The sequence below is a fragment of the Paenibacillus catalpae genome (genome assembly GCF_900112695.1).
GTDB classification, from domain to species: domain Bacteria; phylum Bacillota; class Bacilli; order Paenibacillales; family Paenibacillaceae; genus Pristimantibacillus; species Pristimantibacillus catalpae.
Map to the genome: position 1 here is coordinate 84,083 of NZ_FOMT01000002.1, position 18,802 is coordinate 102,884.

Sequence of the window (18,802 nt, forward strand, 5' to 3'; positions counted from 1 at the left end):
CCAATTCTTAAAATGAAAAGAGGGAGGAACAAAAGTGGAGCAGACAAGGACGAAACGATGGGCCGCTCTGATGATTGCTGTGATGACCTTTTTGATGACCTTTGCGCCGTTGCCCGCCTCAAGGACAGCGGAAGCCTCGGGAAGCCCAAGTGCAGTAATCAGCGCATACGATCTGACGACACGCGGCGGGTGGAACGGCTCATACGGCCGCGACGGGTACGTGTTGTTTGGCTATGCAGGCAGAGATGCCGTGCCGTTGGAGAATCAGGGAGACTCAGGCAAGGAAATTGCTTTGTATGACAGCGACGTGGCCGTTAAACCGGCATACGTGCAGGAGCAAGAAGGCAGCATCTATCGCGTGACCGAAGGGGCGCGGGCATGGGTCAAGTCGGAAGATGCCGGCGCTAACGCAGCCGTGCTGGATCCGCCTTCCGGCAGCGCGCTTGCCAAGACCAATGCCTTTATTTCAAGAGGGACACCAGGCAGCGATGGAGATATAAGGCAGTTCGCCTTCACGCTTGAGGATAACGAGGAGCATTTGTTCTCGGTTTATTTTGCGGGGGACATGAACTACAAGTATTATGCGATAAAGGATTTGGACGGCAATAATCTCGTAAATACGTTCAGAGGAATGAAAACGCTTAACCCTCCGCTGGCCGATGCGCCAGGATTGCCGGAAGAGGTGGACAGCCTGGGAAATCAAGGCGCATACATCACGTTCAAAGTAAAAGGGAGCTTCGTCTTTGAAGTGATGGGGGCTTGGAGCGAAGGACCGTCCGGCATGTTCTTTGATCCCGTCTCCGGCGCGTCTGAGGTCAGCGTCGACAAATCGACCAAAGGGAATTGGATTGGAAATTATGGACAGGACGGACACATTCTGCTCGGGTATAACTATCCCGATGCCGTTCCGGGCGATAATCCGGCTTGGGGAACGTGGCTGTTTATGGATCCGACGATCTATGATTACGTGTCGGAGCCGGATTATCTGAATCAATTTACGTACAACGTCAACGGTAGCTTGTGGGCGAGAAGCTCGACAAACGACGAAGCCAGCTTAAGCGTTCCGGACGATGCCGGGTCTCCGGCCAAACATGACACTTATGGAGGTGGTGGTTCACCGGGGCAATTCAGCTTCGAGCTGAACGATCAGAATTGGCATCAATTCACGATCTATAGCAATGCGGTTCCGCAAAATCCGGTGGAGCTTGCCTTCCTGGACAACAATGGAAACGCGATGCTTCCGAACCAGTCGATAACGCCGGATGTATTTAGCGGCGGTGTTTATTTGACTTATATGGTCAAAGGCAGCTTTACGCTTCAGGTCATTAAAGCAGACAGCGACATGACCTTCGGTCCGCAGGCGTTTTTCTTCGACGAGCCTGCCGTTTACGACCTCTCGGGGCTGACCGGCGAGTATCAATCTCCGCGATCCGCTAAGCTGAGCTGGAGCGGCGGGGATGCGGACTCGATCGCGGTCATCGAACGTTCCATTCAGGCCGCGGGTCCTTTCGTGCAGGTAGGTACGACGGCGGCTGCGGACGGCACTTATGTCGATTCCAATCTGGGATCGAGCAGCACGTACTACTACAGATTGCGCGTCAAGGACGGACAACGTAATTCGTTGCCCGGCGACAGCGTCGTGTCCGTCGATATGCCGTCCTATCAAGCCACAGCCCTGCAATTTGAGTTGCCGGCCTATGAAGTGTCCGGCTCGGGATCTCTTGTCGAGCTTCAAGTAGCGTTGTCTTCCGGAGGAGTCCCGGTGAGCGGCAAAACGATCGCTTTCACCTTGTCGGGCAGAACGGTCGGGGACTATATTCCCGCCGCTTTAGGAACAGCCGTAACCAACAGCAACGGGCAGGCGACGCTCAGCATCACGCCTGAATATTCGGGAACCTTTACCGTCACGGCTTCGTTCGCTGCAGACGACGAGGATCAATTGGCGCAGGCGACCCAAGATGTGGCGTTGACGATTGGCAGCAAGGCTTGGGAGCTTCCGCCGGTCGTCTACAAGCTCTCGGATGCGGTGAAGCCGGGCGAACTGATTTCCATTAACGGCTATGGATTAAAAGCCGACGAGCCTGACGATATCCAGGTCGTCATGAAGACTTACAACGGCTCCTTGCCGGCATCGCCGCCGGCAGACGGAACGCCCGCGGCGATTAAGCAATACGATCAGCGCGACGGTTACTTCCTAGTAGCCGAGTTTCCAGCGCAGCTGTCTGAGGGAGTATACGCGGTCTGGATTAACAACGGACACGGATGGAGCAAGCCATCGTTACTAAACGCCGCCCGTCCGCTGTTCATCTCCGAATATGAAGCATGGGAAGGCCAGACGATCGATTTATCCGGACGCAACTTGATGGCAGAGCAGTTTGGACTGGACTCGGTTACGCGCTTGCGTCTCGTTAATGCCTCCCGTTCGGTCGAGCAGGAAATCGTGCAGTACTCGCCGTATTCCTTGCAATTTAACGTAAAGGCGCCAATCGGCAGCTATAAGGTAGAGGTGAGCAACAATGACGGCGCGATCTGGGCGCCGCTGGCCAGCGGACAAACGCTTCAAATTGTGGAAGAAGGCCGGGATCCGCTTGGCTTAGGCGTTGCTTGGGCAGACCGGTTCAATTGGGATAATCGGTATGACGTCACCGATTTCGGAGCCGTCGAGGGAGACGGCGAGGACGATACCGCTGCCGTGACGGACGCGATCGAGGAGGCTAAGGCTTCCGGCGGCGGAGTTGTGTTCTTTCCATCGGGCACCTACGTGCTGAGCCGGGTTCCGATGTATGCGGACATCGTGCTGCTCGGTGAAGACAAGAATTCGACGCATCTCGTCTATTCGGGTACGGGTGTCAATATGTTCGAATCCGAAGGCGATGGCGCTGTAGAAGGCCGTTACGGCGTGTCCGGATTTACGGTCGGACTTTCCGATAACGCCAAACGTCCGGATATGTTTTTCGCGTTCGGGCAGCCTTGGAGCGAAGCGGCCGGCAACATGGCATTGCGAACGGCCAGCGAAATGTTTATCGACAACATTAAGTTAGACTATACGCTGGATACCGGCTACGGGCAGGCGAATCCGGATCCTTACGCGGGCATGCGGGGGCTGGCCGTCGTCATTATCGGCAAAGAACGGTTTATCGTTCGCGACTCCGAGCTGAGCGGCTGGTCCGCGGGCATTACGCATGCTTATCTCAATGAATACACGACGTATTATAATAACAAGCTCAACTATGCGCACGAAGGCTACTTGCAGACCGTAGCCAACTACTCGTTCATGAAAGGCAACATCGTACACGGCCGCGGATGGGAAGCGGGATTGCTGAAGGATTCGCATGGCCTGTTCGCCCGCGCCAACGTGCATATGGAAGGCAATCAGGTATACGACGTGGGAAGCGATTATAACGATGGAGAAAGTTATGCGATAGACAGCCCGGGAGGGAACTTTAACTCGGGATACGTCATTCATGCAACCGAGAACACGCTGACGACAGCCTCGCTTGTGCCGCATCGGGACTACTCCATCATGTACAACACGCTGGGCGTGCAGATTACGGACGGCCGGGGAATGGGGCAATGGCGGGAAGTGGATAGCATCGACGGCAATGTCATCACGATTAAGGGCAGCTGGGATGTCGTTCCGGACGGAAACAGCGTCTTTACGCTTATTTCGCCCAATGACAATGTAACCATCTACAACAATTTTGCGGAAAATACGAGCAAGGGAATTTATATTTTTGGCAATGCGGTCGACACGGTGGTAGCCAACAACGAAGCGATCGATACGGAAGGCGCGTTTGTATGGACCGCGTTAATAAAGCAATCGGCGGCGCTTGTTACCGCGATGCATGTGGCGATCCGAGACAACGAGTTCGACGGCGTGTCGCCGAAAACCCGCACGGGCGGCATTCTGCTTAATACGCAGCGCTACGGATCCGAGGGCCGGTATTATTCGGTAGCCGCTTACAATATCGAAATACGCAACAATGCCCTTACGGGCGTGCCAAGCGCCGTGCCTAACAACTTGTCGGAGGCGCCGCAGGAATCCGGAATCGTATTCTGGTCGGGTCTCAAAAGTTCTGACTTGATTACGGACGGTTATAGCGGCGATGCGACCAATCTGCTTGTGCAGAACAACTTCCTAACGGACTTTAACCGGGGCATCAGCGTAACGTTAGGTGATTACGGCGTCATAACCACCGGCAATACGTTTGATAACGTAGGGAACGAATTGTATCATGCAGGCAAAGACCGGGTTGACGGAGAAGTCGAGAATCTGATTCAGCTGGAAGGCGAAGCTTCGGTGGATGCCGCTGATCTGGATCGGCTGTACCATGCGGAGCTCGCTCTTAACAGAAGCGCTTCGAGCTATACAAGCCAGACATGGGAGTTGTATTCCAGCAGCATGACTGCTGCCGGAGAATGGTTAGGCTTACCGTCGCCACGCAACATCGACATCAGTAACGCGCTGTATGCGCTTCGTTCTGCCGTGGCAGGTTTGAAGATTACTCCATCCTCTCCGGGCGAACCCGGTCAGCCGGGCAACGGCAGCATTCCGCAGCAGCCTGTTCAACCTGTAGAGCATTGGCCGGAGAAAGGGGAGGAAATCAGCTATACCGGACCTTATTTGTCCGCGAATAGCAAAGGTCTTCTCGAGCCCGACCGGAAGCTCACAAGGGGCGACGTGGCCGACATCATCTATAGTCTATACGGGAAACCCCAATCGAAGCTGGATACAGGAGTGCTGGGGAAATTCCGTGATGAAAGCTCCCTTCGCGAGTATGCGGCGGCCATCGCCTTCTGTACGCAGCTTGAATACGTGAACGGTTACCCGGACAACAGCTTTAAGCCCGAGCGATTAATTACGCGCGCGGAATTCCTATCGATGGCTCTCAAGCTCCGGAGTCTTCCTCCAGCCGAAGGCGATGCGCCATTCGCCGATATTGAAGGACATTGGGCCCAGTCGGCTCTGTATACGGCTTATAGCAACGGCATAATAACCGGTTATTCCGACGGCAGCTTCAAGCCGAACCAGACCATATCCAAAGCCGAGGCTGTTACCATTATAACCCGAATTCTGCAGCGCTCCTCGGAATGGACGGGAGAACAGACGTTTCCGGATCTGCCGGAGAGTCACTGGGCATACGGTCCGTTAATGAACGCAGCGCACGGGCAACAGAAATAATCATCCATTAAGCCAGGCGATAATCCTCCTCATTAGCCAAAATGAGGAGGATTTTTTTGCTGCATCAGAAAGCAAAAGTTTATCGATCACAAAAAACTCATTTTCACATATTCGAAGGGCTTCAATAGAAGTTTTTCTCATGCCGATGCTGAGAAACAAGCTATAATAAGAGAATAATAGAGCTCCGAATTCCGGCATCTATTCTCCTGATATGAACTGGATTTTGTGTGTATACCATCCTACCATTAGAATGAAAACGCTTAACTTTCGATAAGGGGGAGCGCTTATGTTCAAGCTGATCATTGTTGATGATAACAAATACGAAAGAATGGGCATCAAGCAAGCGGTTGACTGGGCATCGCTCGGAATCGAAGTCGTTGGCACCTTCGCTAACGGAGCGGATGCGCTCGCGAGCGTCGGCGAGCTTCATCCCGATCTGATCGTGACCGATATCGCCATGCCCATGATGAACGGGATCGTGCTGGCGGAGCGCGTGAGGGAGCAATATCCCGCTATAAAAATCATATTTACAAGTTGCCACAGCGACTTCGAATTCGCGAAATCGGCGGTTAACCTCGGCGTTTACGGTTACGTGCTTAAGCCGATTATCTCCGGAGAGCTGGAGACGGCAGTGCAGGGCGTGCTGGGGGAGATGACCGAACGGGAGCGGAGAGAGAGGGAAAGGTCCGGCATGCTGCGTCAGCTCGAGGGGATGCTCCCGCTCGTGCAGGAGCAGTTCTTTAAGGAGCTGCTGCTCGGCAATTTCCGTGACGAAGGAGACATTCGCGAGCGAATTGACTTCCTTCGCGTATCCATACCGGACAATTCGAGCTTCGCCATGCTTGCCCTGGACGTCAGGGAGGAAGCGGAGCCGACAAGCGGGGAGCTGTCCCACAGCGTCGTAGACACCTACTATCAATCGTATACGATCAAGAAGGCAGTTGGCGCGCTTGCGCAACGGGCAAGTTTTGAACCGGCCGCAGATGGAGAGGATACTTCGAACGAGGAAGCATCCCGCGAACGCCGCGTTTCGGCCTATCCGGTGCAGATGGCGGGAGACTCATTTGCCGTGCTCCTATTCGGTGAGCCCGATCAATTTTTGGAGACGGCGGTGGACCTGCATCTGATGATAACGGAGCGGCTGGACCGTTCCGTTATCATCGGCATGAGCCAGACTTCGGCTTCGCTCGCCGACATGGCGGAGCTATACCGCCAAGCCCGCCAAGCGGCTTTGACGACCTTCTACGAAGGGAGCAGCCCGATTATCGCGTATTCGGAGATCGAGGACCGGGCGGAGCGCAGCCCGTTCGACGCGGTGCCTGGACTCGAATCGTTATACGGGGACGTGAAGGCGCTGTTGTCTTACGGCGGAGAAGAAGGCATCGACGCATTTCTGGACAAATATTTGATCGTTCCCGGAGGCGGAGCCCCTAGCGAAAGCTACGTTAAGGTGTTCGTCTTTATGACGCTGAATCTGGCGAGCGTGCAGCTGGAAGAGGCGAACAAATCGTTTCGGCTTTTGCTTGGCGAGGAGCCGGCGGTCTGGAGCAGGGTTAACGGACTCTCATCGGTAAAGGAAGCGAGAGGGTGGCTCCGGCATATCTTAAAGGCGCTTCGGGAGCAGCTGACTGAGCGCAATCCGACCAAAAATCAGAAGGTCGTCGATCAAATACGCGAAATTATCGGGCATCGTTACAGCGAGCCGCTCACAATCGAGGATATTTCCAAATCCGTGTATCTGAGCGGACGGCACGCGAACCATATATTCAAGAAGGAGACGGGGCAGACGATCTTCGATTATCTGATCGACTACCGGATCGGCATTGCCAAGGGGCTGTTGAAGGAGCAAGACAGCAAGGTGGCACTAGTCGCGGAAGAAGTGGGGTACGTCAACACCTCGTATTTCTGTCTGGCCTTCAAAAAAAACGTCGGCATGACCCCGGCGGAATATAAAAACAAGGTTATGCTGCGATAAATCGCCGCATGTACCCTGAGAGGGGCTCGGCAGCATGTTTGGAAAGTGGAAATACCGTCACAAAATCGCGTCCATTATTTTTATCTTTTCGCTGATTCCGATGCTCATTCTAGGTTCGGTGCTGTTCTTCAACGTCTGGAATGAGAAGGTTGACGCCATCCTGGAGAAAAATGAAGCCCAGCTCGCCGGCAGCGTGGCGGGGGTCGATAATATGCTGACGTCTAACGTCGACAAGCTGCTGTTCATTAACAGCAACTTTTATATTAACAACTATCTCGAAACGAAGACCGATCAAAATCTGGTCGGCATTATTTCGTTTAACGATTATTTACAAAGCGTTGCCGGTGCAGTCAAGGCGGATATGTCGAACGACAGCGTTATTATCTATTCGCTCAGCGAGGATACGCTGAATGGCGACTATCTGCGCAGAATCGACTCAATGGGAAGCTTCGAGCCGGATGGGGGGATCCAGCTCCGGAGGGATATTCTGGCCTCGGATACGGGCAGCATCATTTGGAGACTGGCTACGCTAAAGGGACAAGGCTCTGCGGAGAATCGGACCTTTATCTATCTCTACAAAAAACTGGCGTCTCTCCGCGGACCGCTAGCCGTCACGGAAATCCGGGTGCCCTTCTCGTCCATTCGGAGATACTTCGATGTCGAGCTGCCGACAAACTCGACTATTGGATTCGAGTCCTCGATTGGAGGAGGACGGTTTCCCATTGCAGGTTTCGATACCGAAGGGGAAGCCAATGCCGCAGCCAATGCCAATGCCGCCGGCTCATCTCATCAGTACGAGATTCGGAATTCGCTCAAGTCGGGGATCGGGGAAATTGTAATGAAGATTCCCAGGTCGCTGGTCTTTCGGGAGCTGAAGTCTTATCTGATCGGAGCCGTTGCCATGTTGATCGGGGTCATGGTGATTCTGTTCCTAATGGTAGAGATCGTTTCGTTTTACTTAACCCGAAAGTTAGAGGTATTGTTCCGCCGCATGAATACGACCGTAGAAAATTTGCTGCATAATGAGAATTTGCAGTTCTCCACCACCGATGACGAGTTTAGCCGCATGGGCAGCGTCCTCCATGAGCTAATGGTTCGCGTGCGCGATTATTATCAGCGAATCAACGCTTATGAAACCGAGCGCACCGTGCTCGAAACCCAGCTTCTGCAAGAGCGCATTAATCCGCATTTTTTGTATAACACACTCTCCACCATGAGATGGTTGAGCGGGGACGAGCGCATTCGCGGCGTCATCGATTCCATGGTGCGTTATTACCGTATCGCGCTTAATAAAGGCAGCAGCATTATTACGATCGACCAAGAGCTGGAGATGATGAATGAATATTTGAAGCTGCAGAGATTCGCTTACGGCATCGACTTCGAATTCACGATTAGAATCGAGGAAGGGCTGGGCAATACGCCCATGCTGAAGCATCTGCTGCAGCCCGTCGTGGAGAATGCCGTATTGCACGGCATTAACGGGCGGGAGACCGGAGGCAGCATCGATATTCGCGTCGAACGGAAGGCTGGTCCGGAGTTGTCATCAGGCGAGGTATGGATCAAAATTTCCGACAATGGGGATGGCATCGATCCGGAGAAGCTCGGCAGCATACTGCGGGGCGAAACCGACAGCATGTATGGCGGTTACGGCATGATTAATACGAGAAAACGGATCGAGGTCTATTACGGGAAGCCGTATGACATCGATGTCGAGAGCGAGTCCGGCAACGGAACGACGGTGACGCTCCGCATACCGGCATCCGCGTAAAAGCCGGCAGCGCGGTTTGATACCGGCGGAAAAAAGAGGAGTCTTTCGCGAAAGCGAAAGGCTCTTTTTTGCGATCAGGCTTAAGATGATGTCCGAATTCAGCTATAGAAGCTCCGTTTATTTACTATATCAACTATTCGCAAAGGACTAGAATGAGAGCAACACCTACGAGGAGAGGAGCTGGAACAAACATTGCACAAAGAGATCATCTACAATCAATCTGCCAAGCCGACCGGCAGCAGGTTCATGCGGGCGCTGCGCAAAAACTCGTTCGGCTACATGCTCATGCTGCCGTCCATCGTGCTTACCTTCGTGTTCGCTTACGTGCCGATGCCGGGCATTATCGCCGCTTTCAAGGACTACAACATCTTCTTGGGGCTATGGAATAGCCCATGGGTCGGGCTCGAGCACGTCCGGGAAATCTTTGAGACGCCGATGCTGAGGCAGGCGATCTTTAATACGCTGGAGCTTAGCTTGCTGACGATTCTCGTAGGCTTCCCGGCACCGATCATTCTTGCTTTAATGATCAATGAGATCAAGGACGGCCTGTTCAAACGATCCGTGCAGACGCTCAGCTATTTGCCCCACTTCCTGTCCTGGATCGCCGTTGTTGGCCTTGCCTACTCGTTCTTCGATCTCTACGGTCCGCTTAACGATCTGTTGCTCAAGCTATCGGGCGGAGAAGGCGAGAGAATCATGTTTCTCTCCAAACAGGAGCTGTTCCTTCCGTTTCTTCTTCTGCTAAGCGTCTGGAAGGAAGTAGGCTGGGGAACGGTTGTATATCTGGCGGCCATTACTTCTATCGATCCGAGCTTGTACGAAGCGGCAAAGATCGACGGAGCCAACCGTTGGAAGCAGCATCTGTACATTACGTTGCCCGGACTTAAGATGACGACCATTCTGCTTCTGATTTTCACTCTTGGCACGTTGTTCAACAGCAACTTCGAGCTTGTCTACGGGATGCAAAACGCATTTATCAGCTATGACGTCATCTCGACGATCGTCTATTCGTCCGGCATTCAGCAGGGCAATTATTCGATGGCGGCAGCGGTGGGTTTCTTGCAAGGACTTGTGGCGCTTCTCTTGACTGTCGGAGCCAACACGATCTCCAAAAAAACGACCGGAATTTCGATCTGGTAAGGAGGATGCACCATTGAATCATGAATCGCTGTCGTACCGCATCTTCAAAGTCGGCAACGCCTCGTTGCTGATCCTCATCGTAGTCGCCATGGTGTTCCCGTATCTTAACGTTCTCGCTTACGCGCTCAACGATCCGATGGATTCTCAATTCGGCGGTCTTACCTTCTACCCGCGGGAGCTTTCGTTTGCCAACTTCGAGATGCTGCTTACGAACTCCGCCATTATTCAGTCGACGCTCATTTCCGTGCTCCGCGTCGTGATCGGCACGGCTTTCGCCCTGCTCATTCAGTACACCTGCGCCTACGCATTCACTCTGAAGGGGCTGCAGGGCAAGGGAATCATACTGATTTTTCTGATGATTCCGATGTATTTCGGGGGCGGACTCATTCCCGTCTATCTGCTTTATTCAAAAATGCACCTGCTCAATAACTTCCTGGTCTATATCCTCCCGGTTTCGTTCAGTTTGTACAACATGGTTATCATCCGTTCGTTCCTGTATACGATCCCCGACAGTCTTGCCGAATCGGCTCGGATTGACGGAGCGAACGAGTTTGTCATCATGCTGCGCATCTACGTGCCGTTATCGATGCCGATCCTTGCGGTTATGGCGTTATGGACGGCTGTTTATCACTGGAACGATTGGACCACGACGCTTTATTTCATCACGGATCAGAAATTAAACACGCTGCAGTATATTCTGATGCAGATTCTGAAGGAAGGCGAGCGGATGGCGAGCATGTTCCAGGAGGCGATTCGGGCAGGCATTACGTCCGGCGCGAATACCCAGCCTCAGGTGACGCCGCAGGCGATTCGGGCCGCGAACATTATATTGACGACCATTCCGATCGTTATCGTGTATCCGTTTCTTCAGAAACATTTTGTCAAAGGCATTACACTTGGAGCAGTTAAGGAATAGAGGCAGGAATAACCACGGTATGATGCCGGATTTGATAGGATGGTATAACAAACCCATGCACGAGTCCGGCATGATATAGATGCAAATTCATTCTAGGGGGAGTAAGCATGAAATTACGGATGCGCAATACGGTTACGCTGAGTACGGCCGCAGCTTTGCTGTTGTCGCTTGCGGCAGGGTGCACGAACGAAGGCAATACCCCGGCAGAAACGGCAGCTCCAGCCAACGCTACAAATGAAAACGTTTCCGGAGAGAAAGCCTATTACGACATGTACGATGAGGTGACCGACAGCTCCGAGCTGCCGGATTGGAAGGGCAAACAGCTCAAGCTGAAAATCTGGTATGCGCACGGCACGGGTGACGCCAAACGCCCGGTTCCGACGGAGGATATCGTAAGTCCGGAGATCAAGCGGGTAACGGGGATCGAGATCGACAAGGACGGCTCCTTCGATAACGGCGGGCAGGCAATCGACGTCAAACTCGGCATGATCAACGCGGCGAACGATTGGCCCGATCTCGCGTTCGTCACCGACTCCGGCATGGGCAGCCTCAAGGACATGTTCGCCGCGGGCAAAGCTTACGACTTGACGGACGCGATCGAGAAGTATGCTCCAAACCTGCAGAAGAGGCTGAGCTTCGAGACGTTCCCTTACGTCAAACGTTTTTCGACCAATAACGATCAGGATGGAAGCATTTATTCGTTCCCTACGCAGATGGGGGACCCTGACCGATCGATCAAAATGATGGATCCGTCGTTCGTCACTCCGAACGCGCTCGAAGGTACCGACCAATACGTCTGGGTGCGCGATGACCTCTTGAAGAAGCTGTACCCTGAGGCCAAGACGCAGGACGAGATCGATGCGCTGTTCGTCGAGAAAGGCGGCAAGTTCAGCAGAGAGGATATCTACGATGTTCCTGTTAAGACAACGGAAGACTTCACCAAGCTTCTGTACGATCTCCAAAATATAATCAAAACCGAGAACATCACGGAGAACGGCAAGCCGGTCGAAGTGAGCTACGCGTTTGGCGGTCAAGACAACTGGGGCACGCTGGCCGTTCTGGCCAACCTGTATGGCCGCATTCCGAAAGGCAGTAACTACTTCACGTACTTCGACAAAGAGACGCAGCAGATCGAATTTATGTTCCAGCAGCCGTTCTTCAAAAATATCGTCCACGACTTCAACAAACTCGTGCGCGATAAGGTCATGGATCCGAATTCGCTGGTCGAGAACAACGCGATGCATTTGGAGAAGCTGAACAACGGACAATACGCGGTTGCTTATCTGTACGATATTCCTGACGAGAATGTCATGAAAGCCGCGGGCAAATCTTACAGGTACCGCAAAGTATTCTTGGATTCGCCGGTCAACACGGATCAATTCATTTCGCCGATGGGCGGCGTCAAAAACAATATAGGCGTCGTCGTCTTCAAGGACAGCGTGAAAGAAGAGGACCTGCCGCAGGTCGTTCACTTCCTGGATTACATGGTATCCGAGGTCGGCGAGAAAATGTACACTTGGGGACCAAAGAGCGCGGGCTTGTTCGACGAGGTAGACGGCAAGCGCGTGTTCAAGGACAAGGAACTCGAGGATGCCATGGTTTACAACAAGGACAACGGCAAGTCACTCCATTACAACCTGGCGAATACAAGATTGGCCTCAACGAACATTTACGGCAGCGGCTGGCCATATTATCCGACCTACATGTGGGGCGGCTCCAAAGTTTCGCCGTTCTACAGCTACGATCGGGTGATATCGCCTTCCGAGGCGAGAAACTTCTTCGATCCGGGCAATTTGCCTAACAATTCGTACTCGGATCTAGGCATACCAATCAACAATGACATGCAGATCTGGAATTTCTTCGGCGTCGTGCCGGAAGCCGATCAATTCTGGAAAGGCCGTGACGCCTTCGAAAAAGCGTTGACCAAGACGCTTGCGGCTCGCGACGACGCGCATTTCGAAGAGCTGTGGAAGCAGTTCAGCGAAATCGCGACGAAAAACGGCGGCAACGAGGATTTGCGGAAAAAGATCGACGATTATTTCAAAACGACGAACAAAGATCAGCTTGAATCGCTGAAATAACGGCTGTTCAAGTAATCCAAACAACAATCCCCCTGCTCGTTAATCCATTAGCCTTAACAGGCGAGATTGACGAACGGGGGTTGTGTATACATAAACGGGTAACCGCTTACAGAACAAAAAACCAATCTGTCAGGAGGCTAATTGATGTACGCAACGTTTGGAAGGCAGTACCGCAAAGGATTGTCCCAGATTCTTATCCTAGCCATATTATTAACGCTGATAGCCGCGCTTGATACTCGGCCGGTTTATGCCGCAAACGCTCCGAAAATTCAACGGTTATCGGATGCGGTGCAGGCTGGCACAACGTTTACGATCACGGGGTGGGATATGACGGCATCCTCGCAAGACGTCGCGATCAAGCTGGATTCGACCAATACGTCTCCGGCTGCGCCGCCGGCTGACGCCCTGCACCCAGCCATTATCCAGAGCGACCAGAAAGGGAATTACGTCACGGTGACAATGCCTGGCGGGGCGGCCGCGGGTGTCTATAACGTATGGGTCAAAAACGCCACGGGCTGGAGCGCTCCGGCTAAGCTCAATGCGGCTCGCGCGCTCTGGATTTCCGAGAAACAAGCCTGGTCCGGCCAAAAAATCACGATCGTCGGCCGGAATTTCGCTGGCTCCGAATTTGGAGCAGGAAACGGAACCGTGGTTCGATTAAAAAACAGCTCAAACACGGTGAACCAGACCATCACATCCGGCAATGCGTATATGGCCGAGTTTTCTATCTCGTCTACCACACCGCTAGGCACGTACGACGTCGAGATCTCAAGCGACAGCGGCGTGCACTGGAGCAAGCCGAGCAGCGGGCAGCAGCTGCAGGTCGTCTCCGTGGGAAGCGACCCGCTGGGGCTTGGCGTTGCTTGGGCGGGCAACTTCAACTGGGCGAACCAAGTGAACGCGAGCTCGTACGGCGCAGCTCCTAACAGCGGGGTCGACGAGACTGCCGACATTCAGGCTGCCATCGACGCTGCGGGCACAAATCCGAACGGTGGCGTCGTGTATCTGACAGACGGAACGTACCGGATCACATCCTTGCATCTCTCGCGCAAAGTCGTCCTCCGCGGCCAGAGCCGGTCGGGTACAATATTGCAGTATATAGGGACGGGCGGCGCCACGGCTATCGATAGCAAAACGAACTTCGGTCAGGTCGGCGTAGCCAATCTGACGGTGACCATCGCTCCCGGCCACACGAGCCGTCCGGATATTTTCCTCATACTCGGCTCACCGTGGGAGGTATTGGACGGAAGCGGCAATCCGACCTATCCGGCAGGAAATGTATTGGAGCGAACGGCCGAGCAGATGTTCCTTAAAGGCGTGAAGATCGATTATGATCTTGGCACGAACGGCGCCTCTGGGCAGCGCGGCTTCCCGATGATGACGCTCGGCAAGGAACGTTTTCTCGTTGCGGACAGCGACTTCCGCGGTTTTGCGGGTTACGCTCACAACTATGTCAACCAATATTCTTCGTTTACGAACTCCTATATGGAATTCAGCTTCGGCGTCTACATTAATACGGCGGAATATTACATCGCGACGGGCAATACCCTCATCGGACATACCGCCGTTAATGCCGAGAAACACGGATTATCGGTGCGCGCCAACAACTACGTGGCGGACAATACGATCGTCGGCATGCGTTCCGTGGCGAGCGGGCTTGTGGTTGGGCACGAAAACGACGGCGAAGCGATCATGTCGGAAGCGCCGGGCGGTTATTTCAACTACGGAACGGTAAGCTCGGCAAGCGGACTTAACGTCACGGTCAGCGCAGATCGCGCGCTGGTCGCTCCGACCGTCATGTACAGCTATCCGGCCATCCAGATTATCGACGGTACGGGGCTCGGACAACTGCGCAGAGTAACGGGCATCTCAGGCAATACGATCACGGTTGACAAGGCATGGGACAAAATGCCGGACAGCACGAGCAAATGGACCCTTATCACGCCTAACGAACATACGACTGCCTACAACAATACGATCACCGATAACGACAAGGGCATTTGGTTGTTCGGCAATGCCTATGACAGCGTAGTCGCCAACAATACGTTCCTGGATTCGGAAGGCGTCTTTATCTGGAGCGTGAATGTCAAGAACGCGAACGAATCCAACCTGTCGCCCAACTACTTCAACCGGGTGACGGGAAATGTCCTGACGGGCGTTTCTCCGCTTAGCAAAAACTCGGGCGTGGGAGTCGCGTCGGAGCGATTCGACAACGGGGGCGGCCATTACTTCGCCGTTCAGGCGTTCGGCAACGAATTCAGGGGCAATGACTTGTCGGGGACAAACGAAACGCCGGTCGGCAACAGCATAACGGAAGCGCCGTCCTACAATACCGGTATCTATATCTCCACGGCGGATATCGGTTATTACGACGGCAATAACGACGTGAGCGTATCAGGAGACACGACAAATACGATCGTAGAGGACAATACCGTCCGGAATAAGGAGTATGCCGTCACTCTAACCCATAGCAGCTATGGCACGGTGCTTGCAGGAAACAAAACGGCCAATATTACCGGCAGCTTCGTCAGAGATACGGGCTCGCACAATACGCACAATGCCAATAACGCGGGAGCGGCAGCCTCTCAGTCTACTGCGGCTGCGCCTACTTTCACCCCGGCTGCGGGATCGTACAGCGCGCCGCAGACCGTGACGATCGCTTCATCGACGACCGGAGCGACGATCCGCTACACGACGGACGGCAGTACGCCGAATGCGGGCTCGCCGATTTACAGAACGCCGCTTACCATATCGCCTTCACAGACCGTAAAGGCGATGGCAAGCAAAGCGGGCATGCTGCAGTCAGCGGTATCGACGGCCGCTTACACGAACTCGGGCGGCGGTAACTTGACGCTGCAAGCGGAAAGCTATGCCGATATGAGCGGCATTGTCAATTTCGGCACCACGATAGGCGATCTTCATGACGGAGACTGGATCAAGTTTAGCAACGTGAATCTGGGAAGCGGATTTGCAACGCTGCGGACACGTTTCACGAACGGCGACGTGACGGCCAAGACGGCCGAGATCCGGCTGGACAGTCTGACGGGCACGCTCATTGGTTCGATATCGACGCCGCCGACGGGAGGCTGGAGCAATTGGGTGGAGACGACGAGTTCGCTCGCCGGGGCGAGCGGCACGCACGATATTTACATCAAGTTTTCCGGCATGACCGACTTCGACTGGTTCCGCTTCGAGGATAGCGTAAACGCTCCGACGCCGGTAACGATTCAAGCGGAAAGCTACAACAGCAGCAATAGCGTCTCCAACTATGTTACGACAATCGGAGGCTTGAATTCGGGATCTTGGGTGAAGTATAGCGGCGTCAACCTCGGCAGCGGCTTCACGCAGTTGAAATTCAGGTTCGCAAACGGCGAATCGACGACCAAGACGGCGACCGTGCACCTGGACAGCCTGACCGGTACGCAGATTGGCACCATCACGACGCCTGCTACGGGCGGATGGAGCAATTGGACGGAAGGAACGGCTTCGCTCACGCCTTCGAGCGGCATCCACGATATTTATATTTTGTTCTCGGGAGCGACGGACTTTGATTGGTTCCGATTCGAGTAAGGGAGAAGAAACAATGACAATGGCACCTATTATGCTGCTGATCGACTCTTCGATGGCGGCTCAACCTGACAGCATACGGCATGCCGTTGCCGATATCGCGGGACATGGCTTCGACGCCATTGCGCTTGAGTTTCGCAATTGCAGCTACAGCGAATTCGACGAGATCGGCCAGAGAGCCATGCGCACGGCGGAGGAGGAGGCCCGAAGGCACGGCCTCTCCTTCGTTCAGATTATACCCTGGCCGGGATTGCGGCTCCTCAAACATCATCCCGAGGCTAGACAGAAATGGATAAGCGAGCATGAAGGCTCCATTAGAAACGGCAAGCTCGAAATCAGGCTTAACGATCTCGAGTCTGCCGGACATACCGATATCCGGCCGGTATACGAAGGGATCGCCAAAGCGTTTCTCGTTAAGCGGGAAGGCGGAATTATTCGGGAGGCAAAAGATATTACCGCGGAATTAAGAGATGTCCGTCTGGTCATTACGAGCCGCTCCGATCTAAGCGGAAGGTATGGGGAGGACGGCGACGTGCTGCTCTATGCGTCCTACTCGACCGATTATCCCGATTTTGCGAGTGCTGACATGGCCGAGTCCATTGACGAAACGCTTGCTTGTTACCTTGGAATGAAGCTTGACGGCTTCGCCATCGACGAATTCGGAGCCGGCAGCAAGAAGGAAGACGTCTATCTAGGCGGAGCCGCTTTTTTGGAAGCTTTTCGTCATAGATACGGCTATGAATTTCTCGACCGGATTTATCTGATGCGACACAAGTCGGCGGACGATCGCTTGGGCAAGCTTCGTTTCGACTATTACAATTTGACGATGGAGCTGACGTACCGGATCCAGAAAGAGGTGAAGGAGCGTTACGAAAAGCAGCACGGAAAGGCTTCCTTTATGGGATTCCACAGCACGTGGTGGGGAGAAGGGAACTCCGGCGATCTGTGGGCGGGCAACATTGACTATTTTAAGCTGACGGATAACCTGAGCGGGGGTTTTGTCGATGCGCAATACGACGCGGAGCGGACGATGCTGTCCATGACGATGCTCGCGGAGTCGCTTGCTAAATATTCAAGCAGCGGACTGGCGTACAACATGTGCTGGGATCGGGAGCCGACGACCGGAAAAATGACGTATTACCATCGTCTGCTTGCCGCCCGCAACGTACGCTGGGTCGCTCATGCCTACGGGCATTCCGGACCGTTCGGACCGGGCTATCCGCATCACCCGACATGGGCGATAACTAACGGCTGCGTTGCCATGCAGAAGGCGATGCAGCGATTTGCCGGCAAAGCGGTCAGCCGTCCGCGGGTCGCCTTGATGTATGCATGGGAATCGGTCGCCTATCGCAACGATTCGTTTATGCATTATCATCGCCTAAGCATGAAAGCATTGCTGCATAAGCTGATGCTGCGTCACGTGGAGGTTGATGTCGTGCCTACCTTTGAAGAACATCTCTCGCGCTACGACGCGTTGATCGTGCTGTGGCCGGCCATGCTGCCGGAGGCTGCATGGGAGCGAATTCGGCGATATGGCGAGTTGGCCGGGAAACGGCTGATTATTATCGGGCTTCCTGCGGTTTGCACGACGGAAGGCAGGAATATTGCCGCTGAATTTGCGGAGCTTACCGGAACAGCGGTTCATGAGGGCGACCTCGGGGAAACCGACTATCCGGGCGAGTACGAATACGTGGCCTGGGATTTGTGGTTTACGAACGATCGGATTCCGATGAAGTGTTTTCCGCTTTCCGTTGCAAACGGAGCAGGCGATACCAAGGTGACGATCCGGCACGACGATCTGGCCATCGCGGCGCGAAGAGGCAATGTCGACTATTATTCGTTTGAGCTGCCGCTTACGCCATACTGCGAGTCTCTATTGCATGAGCTGGAAAAATACAAGGAGCTGCAGTTGTCTCCGGGCGTGCTTGCCAAAACCTCCTATGACGATGACGGCACCGTACTGACGTTGATTCCGCGTCTGGGCGAGGAGTTAAATGTTTCGTTCCATTACGACGGCATCAAATTTGATATTCATGGCAGAGGTCTAATCGGCCTTAGGATCACTAGCGGCCGGTTGGATGCAGCTATTGGGGAAGAGGGGGCGGAGCTGTACGCAAACGGCGTGCGGGTTGACGATTCGTTGTTCGAAAAGATTGCCAGGCTTGTACCGTAG

The 18,802-nt window shown here is 53.9% G+C and carries 8 protein-coding genes; all 8 read left to right on the forward strand.

Annotated elements, in window-relative coordinates; genetic code table 11:
* Window positions 1-34 precede the first annotated feature (34 nt).
* Window positions 35-5,182, forward strand: coding sequence for an S-layer homology domain-containing protein (locus BM200_RS08110; RefSeq protein WP_091183760.1), 5,148 nt, complete (start codon window positions 35-37; stop codon window positions 5,180-5,182).
* 286 nt (window positions 5,183-5,468) lie between these two features.
* Entirely contained in the window at window positions 5,469-7,157 is a 1,689-nt protein-coding gene (locus tag BM200_RS08120) for a response regulator (protein WP_091183764.1), read from the forward strand.
* A 34-nt stretch (window positions 7,158-7,191) separates the two neighbouring features.
* Window positions 7,192-8,925, forward strand: a complete 1,734-nt coding sequence (locus BM200_RS08125; RefSeq protein WP_091183767.1) for a sensor histidine kinase — start codon at window positions 7,192-7,194, stop codon at window positions 8,923-8,925.
* A gap of 192 nt (window positions 8,926-9,117) precedes the next feature.
* Window positions 9,118-10,065 (forward strand): ABC transporter permease, encoded by a 948-nt coding sequence (locus tag BM200_RS08130; protein WP_091183771.1) that lies wholly within the window; start codon window positions 9,118-9,120, stop codon window positions 10,063-10,065.
* Window positions 10,066-10,078: 13 nt separating this feature from the next.
* Entirely contained in the window at window positions 10,079-10,981 is a 903-nt protein-coding gene (locus tag BM200_RS08135; protein WP_091183772.1) for a carbohydrate ABC transporter permease, read from the forward strand.
* A 107-nt stretch (window positions 10,982-11,088) separates the two neighbouring features.
* On the forward strand, window positions 11,089-13,062 hold the full coding sequence (locus BM200_RS08140) for a type 2 periplasmic-binding domain-containing protein (RefSeq protein ID WP_091183775.1): 1,974 nt from the start codon (window positions 11,089-11,091) through the stop codon (window positions 13,060-13,062).
* Window positions 13,063-13,206: 144 nt separating this feature from the next.
* The gene (locus BM200_RS08145) at window positions 13,207-16,632 is read left to right on the forward strand and encodes a carbohydrate-binding protein (protein ID WP_091183778.1); all 3,426 of its coding nucleotides are present in this window, start codon (window positions 13,207-13,209) and stop codon (window positions 16,630-16,632) included.
* Window positions 16,633-16,645: 13 nt separating this feature from the next.
* Complete coding sequence (locus BM200_RS08150) at window positions 16,646-18,802, forward strand: hypothetical protein (protein ID WP_091183780.1); 2,157 nt, start codon at window positions 16,646-16,648, stop codon at window positions 18,800-18,802.

Bases quoted from the DNA above. Each gene is read 5' to 3' on its own strand.
- BM200_RS08150 (WP_091183780.1), top strand. From the start codon at position 16,646: ATGACAATGGCACCTATTATGCTGCTGATCGACTCTTCGATGGCGGCT.
- BM200_RS08125 (WP_091183767.1), top strand. From the start codon at position 7,192: ATGTTTGGAAAGTGGAAATACCGTCACAAAATCGCGTCCATTATTTTT.
- BM200_RS08140 (WP_091183775.1), top strand. From the start codon at position 11,089: ATGAAATTACGGATGCGCAATACGGTTACGCTGAGTACGGCCGCAGCT.
- BM200_RS08120 (WP_091183764.1), top strand. From the start codon at position 5,469: ATGTTCAAGCTGATCATTGTTGATGATAACAAATACGAAAGAATGGGC.
- BM200_RS08145 (WP_091183778.1), top strand. From the start codon at position 13,207: ATGTACGCAACGTTTGGAAGGCAGTACCGCAAAGGATTGTCCCAGATT.